Source organism: Neobacillus sp. BP17, assembly GCF_059579525.1.
Genome location: NZ_CM184198.1, coordinates 5,718,758 through 5,736,809, shown reverse-complemented (window position 1 = coordinate 5,736,809; position 18,052 = coordinate 5,718,758). Strand labels below are relative to the sequence as shown.

The 18,052-nt window shown below is 41.3% G+C and carries 16 protein-coding genes and 4 tRNA genes; 18 read left to right on the top strand and 2 right to left on the bottom strand.

Annotated features, from left to right (window positions below; translation table 11 throughout):
* The first annotated feature begins 80 nt into the window (after positions 1-80).
* Positions 81-800 carry a DUF554 domain-containing protein gene (locus AC4QJR_RS28040; RefSeq protein ID WP_375374705.1) on the top strand — a complete coding sequence of 240 codons (720 nt, stop codon included), beginning with the start codon at positions 81-83 and terminating at the stop codon, positions 798-800.
* Between the two features lie 42 nt (positions 801-842).
* On the opposite strand, the gene yyaC is transcribed toward AC4QJR_RS28040, so the two are convergent.
* The gene (gene yyaC / locus AC4QJR_RS28035) at positions 843-1,463 is read right to left on the bottom strand and encodes a spore protease YyaC (protein WP_098577046.1); all 621 of its coding nucleotides are present in this window, start codon (positions 1,461-1,463) and stop codon (positions 843-845) included.
* Positions 1,464-1,622: 159 nt separating this feature from the next.
* On the opposite strand from yyaC, the gene AC4QJR_RS28030 reads away from it, so the two are divergent.
* The 11 genes from AC4QJR_RS28030 to dnaB all read left to right on the top strand — a co-directional run bounded on the left by AC4QJR_RS28030 (position 1,623) and on the right by dnaB (position 12,739).
* On the top strand, positions 1,623-2,489 hold the full coding sequence (locus AC4QJR_RS28030; RefSeq protein ID WP_375374704.1) for a mechanosensitive ion channel family protein: 867 nt from the start codon (positions 1,623-1,625) through the stop codon (positions 2,487-2,489).
* A 13-nt stretch (positions 2,490-2,502) separates the two neighbouring features.
* Positions 2,503-2,700 carry a DUF951 domain-containing protein gene (locus AC4QJR_RS28025; RefSeq protein ID WP_026568062.1) on the top strand — a complete coding sequence of 66 codons (198 nt, stop codon included), beginning with the start codon at positions 2,503-2,505 and terminating at the stop codon, positions 2,698-2,700.
* 83 nt (positions 2,701-2,783) lie between these two features.
* Positions 2,784-4,775 carry a molybdopterin-dependent oxidoreductase gene (locus AC4QJR_RS28020; protein ID WP_496524937.1) on the top strand — a complete coding sequence of 664 codons (1,992 nt, stop codon included), beginning with the start codon at positions 2,784-2,786 and terminating at the stop codon, positions 4,773-4,775.
* Between the two features lie 311 nt (positions 4,776-5,086).
* Positions 5,087-6,187, top strand: a complete 1,101-nt coding sequence (ychF, locus tag AC4QJR_RS28015) for a redox-regulated ATPase YchF (RefSeq protein ID WP_098577055.1) — start codon at positions 5,087-5,089, stop codon at positions 6,185-6,187.
* A gap of 357 nt (positions 6,188-6,544) precedes the next feature.
* Positions 6,545-6,832 (top strand): 30S ribosomal protein S6, encoded by a 288-nt coding sequence (gene rpsF, locus AC4QJR_RS28010; protein ID WP_026568065.1) that lies wholly within the window; start codon positions 6,545-6,547, stop codon positions 6,830-6,832.
* Positions 6,833-6,895: 63 nt separating this feature from the next.
* The gene (gene ssb / locus AC4QJR_RS28005) at positions 6,896-7,417 is read left to right on the top strand and encodes a single-stranded DNA-binding protein (protein ID WP_098577058.1); all 522 of its coding nucleotides are present in this window, start codon (positions 6,896-6,898) and stop codon (positions 7,415-7,417) included.
* A 50-nt stretch (positions 7,418-7,467) separates the two neighbouring features.
* A complete protein-coding gene (rpsR, locus tag AC4QJR_RS28000) occupies positions 7,468-7,707 on the top strand; it encodes a 30S ribosomal protein S18 (RefSeq protein ID WP_098577061.1) in 240 nt (79 codons plus the stop codon).
* 125 nt (positions 7,708-7,832) lie between these two features.
* Complete coding sequence (locus AC4QJR_RS27995; RefSeq protein WP_496524936.1) at positions 7,833-8,777, top strand: YybS family protein; 945 nt, start codon at positions 7,833-7,835, stop codon at positions 8,775-8,777.
* Positions 8,778-8,801: 24 nt separating this feature from the next.
* Positions 8,802-10,775 carry a DHH family phosphoesterase gene (locus tag AC4QJR_RS27990; RefSeq protein ID WP_098577067.1) on the top strand — a complete coding sequence of 658 codons (1,974 nt, stop codon included), beginning with the start codon at positions 8,802-8,804 and terminating at the stop codon, positions 10,773-10,775.
* The gene (rplI, locus tag AC4QJR_RS27985) at positions 10,772-11,221 is read left to right on the top strand and encodes a 50S ribosomal protein L9 (RefSeq protein ID WP_098577069.1); all 450 of its coding nucleotides are present in this window, start codon (positions 10,772-10,774) and stop codon (positions 11,219-11,221) included. Before AC4QJR_RS27990 ends, rplI begins: the two co-directional genes overlap by 4 nt.
* A gap of 162 nt (positions 11,222-11,383) precedes the next feature.
* Positions 11,384-12,739 (top strand): replicative DNA helicase, encoded by a 1,356-nt coding sequence (gene dnaB / locus AC4QJR_RS27980; protein ID WP_098577072.1) that lies wholly within the window; start codon positions 11,384-11,386, stop codon positions 12,737-12,739.
* A 295-nt stretch (positions 12,740-13,034) separates the two neighbouring features.
* Here the strand turns inward: dnaB and AC4QJR_RS27975 are convergent, their stop codons facing one another.
* A complete protein-coding gene (locus AC4QJR_RS27975) occupies positions 13,035-13,946 on the bottom strand; it encodes a nuclease-related domain-containing protein (RefSeq protein ID WP_496524935.1) in 912 nt (303 codons plus the stop codon).
* A 212-nt stretch (positions 13,947-14,158) separates the two neighbouring features.
* Here AC4QJR_RS27975 and AC4QJR_RS27970 point away from each other — a divergent pair, with 212 nt between their 5' ends.
* The 6 genes from AC4QJR_RS27970 to AC4QJR_RS27945 all read left to right on the top strand — a co-directional run bounded on the left by AC4QJR_RS27970 (position 14,159) and on the right by AC4QJR_RS27945 (position 17,927).
* Complete coding sequence (locus AC4QJR_RS27970) at positions 14,159-15,451, top strand: adenylosuccinate synthase (protein WP_098577078.1); 1,293 nt, start codon at positions 14,159-14,161, stop codon at positions 15,449-15,451.
* 408 nt (positions 15,452-15,859) lie between these two features.
* Positions 15,860-15,935: transfer RNA gene (locus tag AC4QJR_RS27965), tRNA-Lys, on the top strand.
* Between the two features lie 36 nt (positions 15,936-15,971).
* Positions 15,972-16,043 (top strand) — tRNA-Glu (locus AC4QJR_RS27960).
* Between the two features lie 65 nt (positions 16,044-16,108).
* A tRNA-Asp gene (locus AC4QJR_RS27955) sits at positions 16,109-16,185 on the top strand.
* Between the two features lie 7 nt (positions 16,186-16,192).
* A tRNA-Phe gene (locus tag AC4QJR_RS27950) sits at positions 16,193-16,265 on the top strand.
* A 243-nt stretch (positions 16,266-16,508) separates the two neighbouring features.
* The gene (locus AC4QJR_RS27945; RefSeq protein ID WP_251462989.1) at positions 16,509-17,927 is read left to right on the top strand and encodes a peptidoglycan DD-metalloendopeptidase family protein; all 1,419 of its coding nucleotides are present in this window, start codon (positions 16,509-16,511) and stop codon (positions 17,925-17,927) included.
* Positions 17,928-18,052 lie beyond the last annotated feature (125 nt).

The following is an 18,052-nucleotide window of genomic DNA, read 5'->3' as shown; positions in this document are numbered from 1 at the left end:
AAACGGTGGTTTATTTTTTTTTACTTATATGATAGTTTAAAAGAAATATATTTCGAAGGTCGAAAAAAGGTGGATGTAAGATGTTTTTATTAGGAACACTGGTCAATGGGCTTTTAATAGTTGTTGGCACACTGCTTGGAAAGTTGTTAAACCGGATTCCTGAAGGAATGAAAGTCACGGTTATGTATGCCATTGGTTTATCTGTCATGGTGTTAGGCTTACAAATGGGGTTAAAGAGTGAAAATTTCCTCATTGTTATTATTAGCCTCGTTGTGGGAGCGGTTGCCGGTGAGGCCTTAAAACTGGAGGATAAATTAAATGATTTAGGATTATGGCTGGAGAAGAAAGTCGGCCCTTCTAATGGAAAAGGCAGTATCTCCGAAGGATTTGTTACGGCGACACTAATTTTTGTGATCGGTGCAATGGCGATTATTGGCGCACTTGACAGCGGCATCCGCGGTGATCATGATGTGTTGTACACCAAATCATTAATCGATGGATTTACGGCGTTAATTTTAACGACCACATTGGGAATTGGGGTTATTTTTTCAGCGATTCCGGTTGTCCTCTATGAAGGGGGCATTGCCCTATTTGCGACCCAGATTGACCGATTTGTCCCGCAGGCATTAATGGATCAGTTTATTGTCGAGATGACAGCAACAGGCGGAATCATGATTTTTGCGATTGGCTTAAATTTAACCGGAATAGTGAAAATTAAAGTAGCTAACCTCCTGCCTGGGATCGTCATCACGGGGCTGATTGTATCCGTACTTTATTATTATCATTTGTATGTTCAATAAAAGCAGCAAAAAAAGAGCATTCGGTCTGATCCGTTCGCTCTTTTAATTTGTCTTTTCTTCTTCGAGCCAGTTTAAGTTTAATTCAGTCCAATTTTGCTTAGGGTAGAGCAGACTTGCTTGATAGATGGCATTGGCTATGGTTTTGGCCATTCTCATAACAAGATTTAAGCGAGTGTTTTGTAAGACATAAAACTCCATAAACCCGCTGACATTGACGATGCCTGTGATATGTATATCACCGACCGCCGGCAGCTCCTTATTTACTCCTGCCCCCGGTTTGACAGGACCATTCCCCACTTGAATCACTCCGACATTTTTAACTCTTCCCAAACAAGCATCGATGCCAATGATATAGGGGTCAGTATGTTTTGCTTGGATTTCCTTTAATTTATCAGCCAAATTAACGGCATGAATCGGTTCATCTAACGTCCCGTACACATAGAATGCCCGCATATCCTTTTCTTCCAGTAATGTCCCAACAAGCGGCCCTAATGAATCTCCCGTAGAACGGTCCGTACCAATACAGACAAAGACAATCGGGCGGCTTGTTACCGTAGGAATATTCGTAAGCAGCTCTTCAGCGAGGTTTTCAGCAGCATGCAAATCATCATGGCTGATCCGCGCCTTGGCCCTCCTGTCAAAAAAACCGGATTTCAGATTCATTAAGTCACTCCCTAATCTTAAATAGTCTTACTATTATACGGAATTTTCAGTAAATCTATACATAAAGCGGGTAAAAAAGGAAAATTCATAATGCTATTAACTGCATAAAATAATTGCTAAAATAGAATTGGTAAAAAGGTTTTAGAGGATGGTGTCTACATGACTCTTACACAAAAGGGTATGCAAAAATTAATTGATAAATTTCAAAATGAGGATACGTGGCTGGCTCTAGGTGAGGGGCTCCTAAAAATAATGGCGATTTTAATTATTACCAATATCTTGATTCGTATTGGAAAATTAATGATCCATAATATTTTTAAAATTAGAAATCTCTCCCCGCTTAGTACTTCGGAACGGCGAGAGGAAACACTCTCTCGGCTGCTTGATAATGTCCTTTCCTATGTTGTTTATTTTATTGCCTTTATGATGATTCTTTCTGTGTTAGGAATTGATGTCAAAGCGCTAATTGCCGGAGCTGGAGTAGTTGGTTTAGCTGTAGGTTTTGGAGCACAAAGTTTAGTGAAAGATGTAATCAGCGGCTTTTTTATCATTTTTGAGGATCAATTTTCTGTTGGTGACCATGTTCGTATCGGTCAATTTGAGGGAAATGTTGAAGCAATCGGGTTAAGAACGACAAAAATTAAAAGTTGGACGGGGGAACTGCATATTTTACCAAATGGCAGTATTATTGAAGTAACCAACTTCTCCATTAATAACAGTATCGCTGTTGTAGATATCGCAATTGCCTATGGGGAGGATATCGCTAAGGCGGAAAAAGTGATTGAGGAAGCGATTCAGTATATGCATGCTCAATATGAGGAGTTAGTTAAGCCCCCTGAGTTATTAGGAATTCAAACAATGGGTGCAACAGAGATTGTCTTACGTGTTGTTGCTGAAACGCAGCCAATGAAACAGGCTGGCGTTTCCCGTATGATTCGCAGGGATATTAAGCTTCAATTAGACGAAAATGGCATTAAGGCTCCAGATCCAAAAGTGGTCATGTATGGCACTGGACAATCTAAATAAGGGGTGGATTGGCATGGAAGAAAAGGAATTTGCATTAAATGATGTCGTAGAGATGAAGAAACAGCACCCTTGTGGAACAAATCGCTGGAAAGTCATCCGCATGGGGATGGACGTTCGCATTAAATGTGAAGGATGCGGTCATAGTGTCCTGATTCCAAGACGGGAATTTTCAAGGAAAATGAAGAAAATTTTGGTGAAGCATGAGGAATAACCTTATGCTTTTTTTAAATGAAAAAATATATTATTCTTATAAGAAAAGTAGAAATAGAGTTTTTGTATATAGGGGTGGGAATAGTGGCACAAATACGTCAAGCAGCATGTCCATTAAATTGCTGGGATAGCTGCGGATTTCATGTAACAGTCGAAAACGATCGCGTCACAAAAGTAGAAGGAGATCCCTCCCATCCAATCACCCAAGGAAAAATTTGTGGGCGGGGACGGATGCTTGAAACAAGGACAAATTCCGCGCAGCGGTTGCTGCATCCATTAAAAAAAATCAACGGCCAATTCGAGCAAATATCTTGGGAACAGGCGCTGAATGAGATAGCGGAAAAGCTCAGGGACATAAAAGAAACATACGGGTCAACGGCCGTTTTACACAGCCATGACTATGCAAATAATGGATTATTAAAAAACCTCGATCAACGTTTCTTTAATTGCTACGGCGGTGTTACTGAACTCTACGGGTCTCTTTGCTGGGGGGCAGGCATCGAAGCACAGCAATGGGACTTCGGGAATGCTTATAGCCATGGCCCTGATGATGTTTATAATAGTAAAAATATTATCGTCTGGGGACGAAATGTTGCCCGGACAAACATGCACTTTTACGAAAAGCTGCTAGAGGCAAAAAAACGTGGTGCAAAATTGTTTGTTATTGATCCAATCTTTAACGCAACAGCTAAAATCGCTGATGAATATATCTCGATTAAACCTGGAATGGATGGATTATTAGCAGCAGGAATTATCAAAGAGCTGCTGCGCTTAAGGTTAGAGGACCGAAAGTTTATTGAGGAATCGTCCGTTGGTTTTGAGGATGTGGATCAACTTCTGGGCAGTGTTACTTTAGAGGAAATCAGTGAAATGACTGAAGTGCCTTGTGAAGTAATGACCCATTTAGCGCATGTCTATGCGGACAAACCTACTGCCACGTTCATGGGCCTTGGCTTGCAGCGTTATCAAAATGGCGGGAATACAATTCGCCTGATAGATGCGCTTGTCGCATGCAGCGGAAATATTGGAATGGCGGGCGGGGGCGCAAATTATGCGAACCTCCAAGTGGGTCAGAGTTTTGTGTTTGAAGAGTTAACACTAGCTAATCGCAGGCAAAGCCGGCGTCAATTTTCAATCATGAAACAGGCCGAAGAAGTGCTGAAAGCAACAAATCCAGAAATACAAATGATAGTTGTCACATGCGGGAATCCAGTCACACAGGTGCCTGACACCCAAGTGGTTGAAAATGCCTTCTCATCTGTACCAACATTGGTGGTCATTGATCAATTCATGACAGATACCGCGCAGCTTGCTGATTATGTGTTACCGACCACGACTGCCTTTGAGGAAGAGGATATTTATTTTTCTTCGATGTATCATCATTATGTAAATTATGGTCCAAAGCTGGTGTCCGCACCAGGCGAAGCCCAGCCTGACTTATGGATTTGGACGGAATTAGCGAAACGGCTTGGTTTTGGGGCTGATTTTGACTATACAAGAAAGCAATTCCTTCAGATGAGTTTTGAAAGATTGGAAAGAAAGGGTGTTTCCCTGGATACGTTAATGGAACAGCATACGCTGGAGTTACCGGTCACAGCGATCCCATGGCAGGACAAAAAGTTTACTACTCCTAGCGGCAAGTATGAATTTACCGCACGGACCGGTCATGAACCATTAACCTTAGCTGTACCGGAGGAATCTAAGTGGAGGAATCCACAGTTAGCTGAAAAGTATCCATATAATTTACTGACGATCCATCCGATGCGTTCCAATCACTCGCAGAACTACCATCTATTAGGTGGAAATTTGAGGTTGAAGGTCGAAGTGGCTCAAAATATTGCAGATGACCTCGGTTTGCAAAAAGATGACATGGTAAGAGTATGGAATGACCGCGGCGCCGTTACAGGCTATCTTTCCATCCTGCCTACCTCCCACCCGAACACGATTAATATCGATGAGGGAATTTGGAAGCAGTTTGGCGGGTCAGTAAATCACCTGACATCAAGCAGTGAATCCGATAATGGAATGGGAAGCACGTTATATGATTGCCTCGTTAATATCGAAAAAATAAACTAACTGCCGCCATCATGCGGCAGTTGTCTTTTTTTATATAAATCTCTATAATTGTGAAAGACTTGTCTTTTTATTATTGGAACTAATTTAGGCTATGTTAATGCTTATTGTTTATTTTGGCACCCTGTTGATTGGAGTGGAAGGCACGAAGACTCCTGCGGGAGGACGGGGCAGGGGAGACCCCGCAGGAGCGCAGCGACGAGGAGGCTCCCCGGACCGCCCGCGGAAAGCGAAGTGCCTGGAACGGAAATCGACAGGCAATTTTAACATAGCCAACATTTAAAATAGAACTTATTTTTTGAGGAGTGAAATAAATGGCATTAACAGCTGGTATCGTAGGATTACCGAACGTTGGTAAGTCTACTTTATTTAACGCAATTACCCAAGCAGGGGCAGAATCAGCTAACTACCCCTTCTGTACGATTGACCCAAACGTTGGAATCGTTGAGGTACCTGATCACCGTCTCCAAAAATTAACAGAACTGGTTCAACCAAAAAAGACCGTACCAACCGCTTTTGAATTTACCGACATTGCAGGGATTGTTAAAGGAGCAAGCAAAGGGGAAGGTCTAGGGAATAAATTCCTCTCACACATCCGCCAAGTTGACGCGATTTGCCAAGTCGTTCGCTGTTTTGCTGACGAAAACATTACCCATGTATCAGGTAAAGTGGATCCAATCGATGATATTGAGGTCATCAACTTAGAGCTAATTCTTGCCGACATGGAATCAGTAGAAAAGCGGATTAGCCGTGTTGAAAAATTAGCTAAGCAAAAGGATAAGGAAGCGGCGGCTGAATTCGAAGTGCTAGCGATGCTGCGTGATGCTTTTGAAGCAGAAAAGCCTGCTCGAACTGTTGATTTTACCGATGAGCAAATGAAACTTGTCAAAGGACTTCACCTATTAACGATTAAGCCTGTCCTTTATGTGGCCAATGTAAGTGAAGATGATATTGCTGATCCATCTGACAATGAATATGTTCAAAGGGTACGCGAATTTGCAGCGGCTGATAACGCCGAAGTTATCGTGGTTTGTGCAAAAATTGAAGAGGAAATTGCTGAACTTGAAGGTGAAGAAAAGCAAATGTTCCTGTCTGAGCTAGGAATTGAAGAATCTGGTCTTGATCAGTTAATCCGTGCTGCTTATCATTTACTTGGATTAGCGACTTATTTTACCGCAGGTGTTCAAGAAGTACGCGCCTGGACATTCAGAAAAGGAATGAAAGCTCCGCAATGTGCAGGAGTCATTCACTCTGATTTCGAACGCGGCTTCATCCGTGCCGAAACCGTTTCATTTGATGATCTATTAGCTGCCGGCAGTCATACAGCTGCCAAAGAAGCCGGCAAGGTCCGCCTCGAAGGAAAAGAATACGAAGTAAAAGACGGCGACGTCATCCACTTCCGTTTTAACGTATAATAGCTCAAGCTCTGCAAATTTTGCAGAGCTTTTATTTTGCAGTGGTAAGTAAAGGAGACAGGGTGATTTGGCACCATGTTGATTGGAGCGGAAGGTGCGAGACTCCTGCGGGAGTACGGGCCTGGGGAGACCCCACAGGCGCTTAAGCGCCGAGGAGGCTCCCCGGAACGCCCGCGGAAAGCGAAGCACCTGGAGCGGAAATTAACATGCAATATTAACAGCTCAAAACTGGAAATAACTCATTTCTGTGAATGACATTGCAATTAATTTATTTGTATGCTATAATTTCAACTTGTGAGTAATTAATAATTGCTCCTTGCCCAAATGGGCCGTTTAGACCAAAAGGAGGTGACTGTGATGAATAAGTACGAAATCATGTACATCATCCGCCCAAATATTGAAGATGAAGCTAAAAAGGCTCTTGTCGAGCGTTTTAATACAATTCTTCTTGAAAACGGTGCGGAAACTGCTGAAACAAAGGATTGGGGTAAGCGTCGTTTAGCATATGAAATCAACGATTTCCGCGACGGATACTACGAAATCACTAAAACAACATCTTCAGCTGCTGCAGTACAAGAATTTTCTCGTCTTGCAAAAATCAGCGAAGATATCATTCGCCACTTAGTAATTAGAGAAGACGCTTAATATAGATCTTGGTAGAAATGTTTCACGTGGAACATTTTTCCAAATAAAAAGGAGTTGATTCTGATGATGAATCGTGTCGTACTTGTTGGCCGTTTAACAAAAGATCCTGATTTGCGTTATACACCAAATGGGGTCCCTGTTGCTACCTTTACTTTGGCAGTTAACCGTACATTTTCTAATCAGCAAGGAGAACGTGAAGCAGACTTTATTAACTGTGTTGTTTGGCGTAAACCAGCTGAAAATGTGGCGAACTTCTTGAAAAAAGGAAGCCTCGCAGGTGTGGATGGCCGAATTCAAACCCGCAACTATGAAGGACAAGATGGTAAACGTGTCTATGTTACAGAGGTACAAGCTGAAAGTGTTCAGTTCTTAGAACCTAGAAACGCATCTGGCGGCGGTGGCGGAAGAAGCGATTACGACCAATTCGGTGCTCCTCCTAGGGAACCACAAGGTAATCCTTATGGCGGCGGCAATCAGAATCAACGTCAAAACCAAAACACAAATAAAGGTTACACAAGAATGGACGAGGATCCGTTTGCTGGTAATGGTCAAATTGATATTTCCGATGACGACCTTCCATTCTAACCAACCTTAATTGAACGATAATATCAATAATGAAAAAGGAGGGAATTTTCATGGCAGGAGGACGTAAAGGCGGTCGCGCAAAACGTCGTAAAGTGTGCTACTTTACATCAAATGGTATCACTAAAATCGACTATAAAGATGTAGATCTACTTAAGAAATTTATCTCTGAGCGTGGAAAGATTTTACCACGTCGTGTAACTGGTACTAGCGCTAAATACCAACGTAAATTAACAGTTGCAATCAAACGTTCACGTCAAATGGCATTACTTCCATTTGTTGCAGGTGAATAATAAATAGATGGAAAAGGCAGTAAGGGTTCTCCCTGCTGCCTTTTTCTTATACTCGTAAACTTGTGTCGAAATGATTATCTCGGGTAAAATAAAGATTAGTGTTGTAATTGTTTAGGGGTGAAAGTGTGAAAGATGTACGCAAGTTAACGGAGGGTGCAATCCTTTTGGCGGCTTTTGCTGCACTGCTATTAATAAGCATCTACGTTCCCGTTGTCGGGGCAATTGTAAACTTGGTATTACCGCTGCCGTTTATTATCTTTGCTTTTAAAAATAATCTGAAACTGATTGCCGCTTTCGTGGCAGCAGCCATTTTTATTTCATTCATTGCCGGCTCGTTGATGGGGTTAGGTTTTATGCTTATTTATGGATTGGCTGGTGTGTTGATAGGTTATTTGCTTCAAAAGGGCAAGAGTCGGACGTTCATACTGATTGCTAGTTCGCTCACGATTTTGGTTGGCTTAATAAGTATGTATGCCGTCGTTGTTTCCTTTATGAAAATAGATATTATCCATGAACTAACAGTGGCCATAAATGAATCAGTTAAAAACTCTGAGGAAATGCTGAAAGCGATGGGAAGAGAAAGTGAAATTGCACAGCTTAAAGAGAAAAATGCCCTCATGCTTAAGCAAATTAGCTTACTGTTACCAAGTGCTCTTATTTTTTCCTCCATTATGTTTACATTTATTATTCAGTGGGTTTGCTTTCCAATTGCTAAGCGATTTGGTGTCAATGTTCAGCCTTGGGGTCATTTTCGTAATCTAGCCCTTCCTAAAAGTCTGTTGTGGTATTATTTAATTGCCTTGGGGGCAATGCTCTTATTTCATCCAGGAGAAGGAACCTACATATATTCTGTTTTAATCAATGCAAGATCCGTATTAGAGACGTTTATCCTCTTGCAGGGAGTGGCGCTTTTATTTTTTCTTTTCCACCAAAGGTCCATTGCGAAGGGACTTGGCGTGTTTGTAGTAATTCTTACTTTCATGATTCCGTTGGTCCGTTATATAATAATGTTATTAGGCATTACTGATTTAGGCTTTAACTTTCGGAAGCAATTTGAAAAGAAAGAGTAGATTCACGACTAGGAGCTGAAAATTTTGCCTGCATTTTTAGAAAAGCGGTCCATTCGTTACCCTTTTTATGGGTTAATTGCTGTCACAGTGGTACTGCTCATTATCCTGTATTTATATAACAGGATATTAAGTGTAGCAGGGCTGTTATTAATGTTTTTCCCCATTTACTATATGTTTGTAGTCGATCGGCGCCAACGAAAAGAAATGGAAGAGTATATCTCAACCCTTTCCTACCGCGTAAAACGAGTTGGTGAAGAAGCGCTAATGGAAATGCCCATCGGGATTATGCTCATTAATGATGAGTATTATATTGAGTGGACTAATCCATTCTTAGCCTCTTGTTTTGATCAGGATACCTTGGTGGGAAGATCACTGTATGATGTCGCAGATACCCTGATACCGCTAATTAAACAGGAAGTAGAAACAGAAATTATTACCCTTCATGAACGGAAATTCCGCGTCATCCATAGACGTGAGGAACGTCTCTTATACTTTTTCGATGTAACGGAACAAAAAGAAATCGAGAAAATGTATCACAATGACAGGACCGTTATTTCCATTATCTTTTTAGATAATTATGATGATCTCACCCAGGGAATGGATGACCAAATGCGTGGCAGCATCAATAATCTGGTGACGTCTATCCTCAATAAATGGGCGCAGGATAATGGGATCTTTTTAAAAAGAATTTCCTCTGAACGATTTATTGGCGTGTTCAGTGAAGGAATTCTTCAAAAGCTGGAAAAAGGGAAATTTACTATTCTTGATGATGTCAGAGAAATGACATCCAAGCAAAATGTATCCTTTACCTTAAGTATTGGTGTCGGAACGGGAGTAACTTCCCTGCCAGAATTAGGCGGGTTAGCCCAATCAAGCTTGGACTTGGCCTTAGGCAGAGGCGGCGACCAAGTAGCGATTAAATTGCCAAGCGGCAAGGTGAAGTTTTATGGCGGTAAAACCAATCCAATCGAAAAGCGCACGAGAGTCAGAGCACGAGTGATTTCACATGCGTTAAGGGATTTAATTATCGCTAGTGATAAAGTAATCATCATGGGTCATAAAAATCCGGACATGGATTCGATTGGTGCCAGCATTGGCATCTATAAAGTCGCGCAAATGAATCAGAAAGATGCCTATATCGTTGTCAACACGCAGGACATGGAAAGTGGAGTGAAACGGTTAATGGCCGAAATACGACAGCAAGAGCAGTTGTTTGCCCACTTTATTGGATCTGAAGAGGCACTGGAAATTGCTATGGATAAGACCTTACTTGTTGTCGTGGACACACATAAACCGTCCATGGTCATTGAAGAACGGCTTCTCAATAAAATTGACAATAAGGTTGTCATTGATCATCATCGCCGCGGCGAAGAGTTTATTGCCAATCCTCTCCTTGTTTATATGGAGCCCTATGCCTCATCGACATCAGAACTAGTGACAGAGTTCCTTGAATATCAGCCAAAACGAGGTAAAATTGAAATGATTGAAGCGACAGCCCTCTTAGCGGGAATCATCGTGGATACCAAAAGCTTTTCCCTCAGAACAGGCTCCAGGACGTTTGATGCGGCCTCCTATCTACGAGCACATGGAGCAGATACCATCCTCGTTCAAAAGTTTTTGAAGGAAGATGTGGATACATATATTAAGAGGTCCAAGTTAATTGAGTCTGTTACTTTTTACCGCGAAGGGGTTGCGATTGCGAAAGGCAAAGAAAATGAGTTCAATGATCAAGTGATCATTGCCCAAGCGGCAGACACTTTATTAACAATGGATGGTGTGACAGCCTCCTTTGTTATTTCAGAGCGCAGTGAAGGCGTGATTGGGATTAGTGCAAGATCACTTGGAAGCATCAATGTCCAAGTCATCATGGAAAGTCTAAAAGGCGGCGGACACCTGACGAACGCAGCCACACAACTGACTGGTTTATCAATTGCAGAAACAGAAAATCAATTAAAGCTAGCAATAGATGATTATTTTGAAGGAGTGAAAAAGGAATGAAAGTAATTTTCTTAAAAGACGTAAAGGGTAAAGGGAAAAAAGGTGAAGTGAAGAATGTAGCCGACGGTTATGCTCATAATTTCCTTCTTAAACAAGGTTTAGCAAAGGAAGCGAATAATGCCAATATCAGTACGCTTGATGCTCAAAAAAAGAAGGAAGCAAAGCTAGCGGAGGAAGAATTAGCGGAAGCAAAAAAATTAAAAGAAGTATTGGATCAAATCACGGTTCAATTAACTGCTAAAGCAGGTGAAGGCGGCCGTTTATTTGGCTCTATTACAACAAAGCAAATTGCAGAAGAATTACAAAAGAAGCATGGGATCAAAATCGATAAACGTAAGATGGAATTAGCAGATGCTATTCGCACGCTTGGCCACACAAAGGTTCCAGTGAAACTTCATCATGATGTGGTTGCGACATTAACCGTTTCTGTGACAGAAGTAAAATAAAAATTTTCCCAGTACGAAATGGTTCTGGAACATGATAGAATAGAAAAGTACTCAACACGATGTGATCGGTTTTAACTGGTCACTTTTTTCTTTTGTTTATAGAGATATGATAGTTTTTGATAATAATAAATCATCCTCTTCATGATAGGAGGTTTTTGATATATGAATGACTTATATGCAGATCGCATGCCACCACAAAATATTGAGGCCGAGCAGGCTGTTTTAGGGGCTATTTTCTTAGAGCCTTCCTCTCTCGTACTAGCTTCTGAAATTTTAATTCCTGAGGATTTTTATCGTGCTGCCCACCAAAAAATATTTAACGTGATGCTTACTCTCAATGATCAAGGGAAAGCAGTTGACCTTGTAACGGTAACAGAGGAACTTGCAGCTGCCAAACTGATTGAAGATACAGGCGGAGTTAGTTATTTAGGGGAATTGGCCGCCTCCGTTCCGACGGCCGCTAATATTGAATATTATGCGAGAATAGTAGAAGAGAAATCATTACTTAGAAGATTAATTCGCACGGCTACAAATATTGCATCTGATGGATATTCCCGTGAGGATGAGGTTGAGGCGCTTTTAAGTGAAGCTGAAAAAAATATTATGGCCGTGGCACAGCGAAAGAATGCTGGTGCATTCCATAATATTAAAGATGTGCTGGTTCGGACGTATGATAATATTGAGGAAATGCACAACCGCGTTGGAGACATTACGGGGATTTCCACTGGTTTTGCTGAACTAGATCGAATGACAGCTGGATTCCAGCGAAATGATTTAATCATTGTTGGAGCCCGTCCTTCCGTGGGTAAAACGGCTTTCGCCTTAAACATCGCTGCCAACGTAGCAACAAAAACGGGTGAAAATGTTGCGATTTTCAGTCTGGAGATGGGTGCCGAACAGCTGGTTATGCGTATGCTTTGTTCGGAAGGAAATATTGACGCCCAGCGGCTTCGTACCGGTTCCCTTACAGACGAAGATTGGGGCAAGCTGACGATGGCGATGGGAAGTCTTTCGAATTCAGGAATTTTTATTGATGATACTCCAGGGGTCCGCATCAGTGATATCCGTTCGAAATGCCGTCGTTTGCAGCAAGAGCATGGTTTAGGGATGATCCTAATCGATTACTTGCAGTTGATTTTAGGAAGCGGCCGTTCGGGTGAAAACCGTCAACAGGAAGTTTCCGAGATCTCTCGTTCCTTAAAGCAGTTAGCCCGTGAGCTGAAAGTTCCGGTTATCGCCCTTTCTCAGCTGTCCCGTGGTGTGGAACAGCGTCAAGATAAGCGTCCGATGATGTCCGATATTCGTGAATCAGGTTCTATTGAGCAGGATGCCGATATCGTAGCGTTCTTGTATCGTGATGACTACTATGACAAGGAATCAGAGAATAAGAACATTATCGAAATCATTATTGCTAAGCAGCGTAATGGTCCAACGGGAACGGTATCGTTGGCGTTTGTAAAAGAATACAATAAGTTCGTCAACCTCGAGACACGGTATGATGATGCTCCAGGAGCGTAGTGGCTAGCCAAATTAGTTTGGCTAGCCTTTTTTTTGTTTGCGTTGGGTGGATGATGGGTTGTGCTCAGGAGGCCTAATTGTGCCCGACGGGTTTGAAAAAGAGCTACTATGGTAACGAATAGAGTCTAATCGTGCCCGTCGGAGAGCAAAAAGAAAGTCAACGGTAACGAATAGGGTCTAATCGTGCCCATCGGAGAAGAAAGAGAAAGTCAACGGTAACAAATAGGGCCTAATCGTTCCCGTCCCAGGTGTAAAAACGAGTCAACGGTAATGAATAGTAAAAAGGGTTGAATAATTAAGATTTACTATAATAAGAAGACCTGCCATTACTATGTAGTTTATAATGCTTCCCCAGTATCCTCCTAATAGTCTTCTCCGATTTCACAATCTCACACCAGTCACAAACAATCTTTGTGGTAATCTTGTAACCAGGAAAAAGAAGCACCAATTCTGTGACACTCCTTAACACCGCTGACTCCACCTCCTCTTTGCAGCCGCAATTTCCACAGACCAATATTGAACCGTGAATTTCAGAAAAAAAGGAGTAACATTTTGGACAAAGGATTCCTTTTTTCAAATCTTCATATTGGTAGGCCGGTAAGTTCGGATAGGGTGACTCTACCATATGGAGGGCAACTAATTGTTTAGCTAACTTGTAGTGTCCTTTATTCAGTTTTACAGATCTTGCATCGAGCTTTTTCAAAAAACGGTTCAATTGTGAGTGGAAAACAAGAGATGGATTAATAGTGGTTATATATAAATGAAATTCGGAGTTAATGAAGATAAGATAGGGCTCAAGTGGATATTGATAGCCAAGATCGCGGAGTAAGGAACGAAGTAAGACGACACAACGATCCTGTTGGTGTATAGGATTCTTCATATCTTTTTTAGCACTCGTATACCATTTTTCGGCTTCGACAAAGTAGTCGCCTTCAAAATTTTTGATATCCAAAGGGTAAATTTTATCGTGGGATATAAGTAACGTATCAATTTGGAATTTAGAATTGTTATATTCCAGTAATAAATCATGGATGACGAGCCACTCCTCTGAGAGCCCCTCCAACCATAGATCACTCTTTTGCTCACCTTCAAATCCCTTTCTGAGTCTTGTATAGTTACTAACATCCTTATGGGATAAACGCATTCGGGCATTTAATGATCGCAACAGAGTAATTTCCAACAATTCCAGACGAGATTTAAATAGCATATTCCACATCCTTTTCATTATTTTAGTAAAACTATAATTCTATTTTATGGAAAAACTATAAAACTAACAAGGTAGATTCGTAAATTAATATTTTACGAACGTAATATAACATTTTAATATAAATGTTCGTGTTTGGTTTGCTTTTAGTAATAAAAATTGGTAAAATGGTCTATGGAAAATAGTAAAGCGTATTTAATTTGGAGGTGCCTTATATGTCATCAGTAGTAGTTGTTGGAACTCAATGGGGAGATGAAGGTAAGGGGAAAATCACAGATTTCCTTTCTGAAAATGCCGAAGCAATCGCCCGTTATCAGGGAGGAAATAATGCAGGCCACACCATAAAGTTCAACGGAGAAACGTACAAATTGCACCTAATTCCATCTGGAATTTTTTATAAAGAAAAAATTTGTGTCATCGGAAATGGAATGGTTGTTGATCCTAAAGCACTTGTTGCAGAACTTGCTTATTTACATGAAAAAGGGATTACAACCGATAATCTTCGTATTAGTAATCGTGCTCATGTCATTCTTCCTTATCACCTAAAACTTGATGCTGTTGAAGAAGAAAGTAAGGGTGCGAATAAAATTGGTACAACCAAAAAAGGAATTGGACCAGCTTACATGGATAAAGCAGCGCGCGTAGGCATTCGAATTGCTGACCTGCTTGAACGCGATGTGTTTGAAGAAAAGCTGGAACGTAATTTGGAAGAGAAAAATCGTTTGTTTGAACGTATTTATGAAACAACAGGATTTACGAAAGAAGAAATCCTTGACGAATATTATGAATATGGTCAACAAGTAAAACAGTATGTTTGTGATACATCCGTGGTCTTGAATGATGCACTGGATGAAGGCAAACGAGTTCTTTTTGAAGGGGCTCAAGGGGTTATGCTGGATATTGACCAGGGTACCTACCCATTTGTAACCTCATCTAATCCGGTAGCCGGCGGTGTTACAATTGGCTCAGGAGTGGGTCCATCTAAGATTACCCATGTAGTTGGAGTGTGCAAGGCTTACACTTCTCGTGTAGGTGACGGTCCATTCCCGACAGAATTAAATGATGAAATTGGTCATCAAATCCGTGAAGTTGGACGTGAATATGGAACAACAACCGGCCGCCCTCGCCGCGTTGGCTGGTTTGACAGTGTCGTTGTACGCCATGCCCGCCGTGTGAGCGGATTAACCGACTTATCACTTAATTCCATTGATGTTTTAACTGGAATTGAAACATTAAAGATCTGTACTGCGTATAGCTACAATGGTGAGCTTATTACGGAATACCCAGCAAGCTTGAAGATATTAGCGCAGTGTGAACCTGTTTATGAAGAGCTTCCAGGCTGGACAGAGGATATTACAGGCGTTAAAACTTTAGACGAGCTGCCTGTAAATGCCCGTCATTATGTAGAACGAGTGACCCAGTTAACTGGAATTCCATTAACAACGTTCTCAGTCGGACCAGATCGTAATCAAACAAATGTAGTTCGCAGCCCTTGGAGACAAATATAAAAGCGGAAGCGCCTGTCCAGGGACGACAGGCATAAGACTAGCCGGCGTGAAGGTTGCCTTTTAACCTTCAGGTCGGTTTGGCTTATGACCCCGAGTCCCTAGGCGCTGTAGCTAGACAAATATAATTTTGAACATACCGAATGAAGCCCTCATTTTGAGGGCTTCAAACTTTTTATAAAAGTTTTTTGAAAAAAGTATTGCCTTTAGTCCAAAGTCCGTGCTATTATAAAAAGCGTCGTCACGATACGACAAATTAAAACAAGTACGAGCCATTAGCTCAGTTGGTAGAGCACGATCGAATAAGCTACTTTGAAACAGCTTCAGGGCACACGCCGAGTTGCTGCTTGAATAAGCTTTCTGAGGCGTGGGCATCCGATGGAATATTGGTTTAGGGAATTATTTTAGTACGAGCCATTAGCTCAGTTGGTAGAGCATCTGACTTTTAATCAGAGGGTCGAAGGTTCGAGTCCTTCATGGCTCACCATAGTTTTTTGCTTTAGCAAAATAACTTTCAATATATGGCCCCTTGGTCAAGTGGTTAAGACACCTCCCTTTCACGGAGGTAACACGGGTTCGAATCCCGTAGGGGTCATGGCTTTTGGTTGTCAGCAAATGGCTGGCAAGGACGGTCTCCTTGTTGACAATCAATTTAATATTGGTCTGGTAGTTCAGTTGGTTAGAATGCCTGCCTGTCACGCAGGAGGTCGCGGGTTCGAGTCCCGTCCAGACCGCCATATAAGTGGCTCAGTAGCTCAGTCGGTAGAGCAAAGGACTGAAAATCCTTGTGTCGGCGGTTCGATTCCGTCCTGAGCCATAAAAAAAGGAAGCTTGCAAATGCAGGCTTCTTTTTTTTATGCTCCTACTACCTCCTTTTACCAAAAGGACCAATTCCCCCCTGCTGAAAATGTCAGCAATTATACAGTTTTGTTACAGTATAAAGACTATTAATCTATTTACAAAAAGTTATGATAAAGTGAAGAAGGTCTAAAATTCTGGGAAATTCTTTAATTGCAAAAAAATAGATTAAGAGGGTTTTACCGTGGTTTAGGGAGGAAAAATGTTTTTTTTAGATAAAATATCACAAACAAAAAAGTTTTTACTGAAAACGACAATGGTGACTACCATGGCATCATCACTGATTGCCTTTAGTAATGGTCCAGTTGCATTTGCTGATTCATCAGAAACATCGAAGGATTATCATGTCTACCTTGAAGGTACATATATAGGTAATGTTACGGATAAAAATGTGGTGAATAAAATCTTAGCTGAAAAGGCCGATGATCCTGATTTTATGAAGCAAATTCAAGACGTTCCATATCAAGTATTTCCAACGGCTGAAACGGAAACAGAAACAGTTCAGACCATCCGAAATATCTTCCAGCTTCAAACAGAAGCGTCTGCCATCGTGATTGACGGGAAACCAATTGCTTATGTAGAAAATCAAAAGACAGCGGAAGAAGTCATGAAGAAACTGATTCATCAATACGTGCCTGAGGATCAATTAGCGGATCTAAAGGACCGAAAAGCTTCAGATAATACAAACTTACCGGCATTAAAAGAAAATGAGTCTCGCTTATTAGACGTACGACTCTCTAAAAATGTTTCTTTTTCAAATGAAAATACGGCTCCAGAAAAAATTATGTCAGTCGAAGAGGCAGTAACCTTTTTACAAAAAGGGACGCTAACAGAAAAGAAATATGCGATCCAAAAAGGCGATGTACTTGAAATCATTGCCCAAGATCACCATTTGAAGATGGCTGACATCCTAAAGGTGAATCCTGGACTTACTAAAGATACACTCCTAAAGGTTGGCAAGAAAATTAATATCACCGTTCCAAAACCGTTTATTGAAGTAATGGTTGATAAAGAAGTAAACAAAAAGGAAGAAATTCCTTATAAAAAGAATGTAATTGAGGACAAATCTCTGTCAAAAGGAAAAACAAAGGTAAAACAGGAAGGTAAAAACGGTGCTCGCTCCGTTACCTATAAAATTTCCGAACAAAATGGTGTAACCGTAAACAAGGATGAGGAAAATGAAACGATCCTTGAACAGCCTGTTAATGAGATTTTCATCAAAGGAACAAAGGTAACTCCATCACGCGGTGACGGCACCTTTGCATGGCCAACGGTTGGTGGATATATTTCAAGTAAGCAAGGTCCTAGATGGGGAAGAATGCACAAAGGGATTGATATTGCTAGACCAAGCAACAGAACGATCAAGGCAGCTGATAATGGCGTGGTTGTTTCAGCGGGCTGGGGAGGCGGTTATGGTAATAAGATTATCATTGACCATCGAAATGGCTACCGCACACTATATGGCCATATGTCTTCACTTAAGGTTAAGGTAGGTCAGAGAGTTTCCAAGGGTTCCGCCATTGGAATCATGGGAGCTACAGGAGATGCTACAGGTGTTCACTTGCATTTTGAAGTCTATAAAAACGGCAGCTTGGTAAACCCACTTTCTTATTTAAGATAAAAGATGAGTCTCTAGCTTAATGCTAGAGGCTTTTATTATGGATATAAAAAAACTAGAATAAATTGGAGGTGGTTCTCTGAATCCAGCTCAAGCGCCCAGCGGCTAGTGTACTTCGCTCTCCGCCC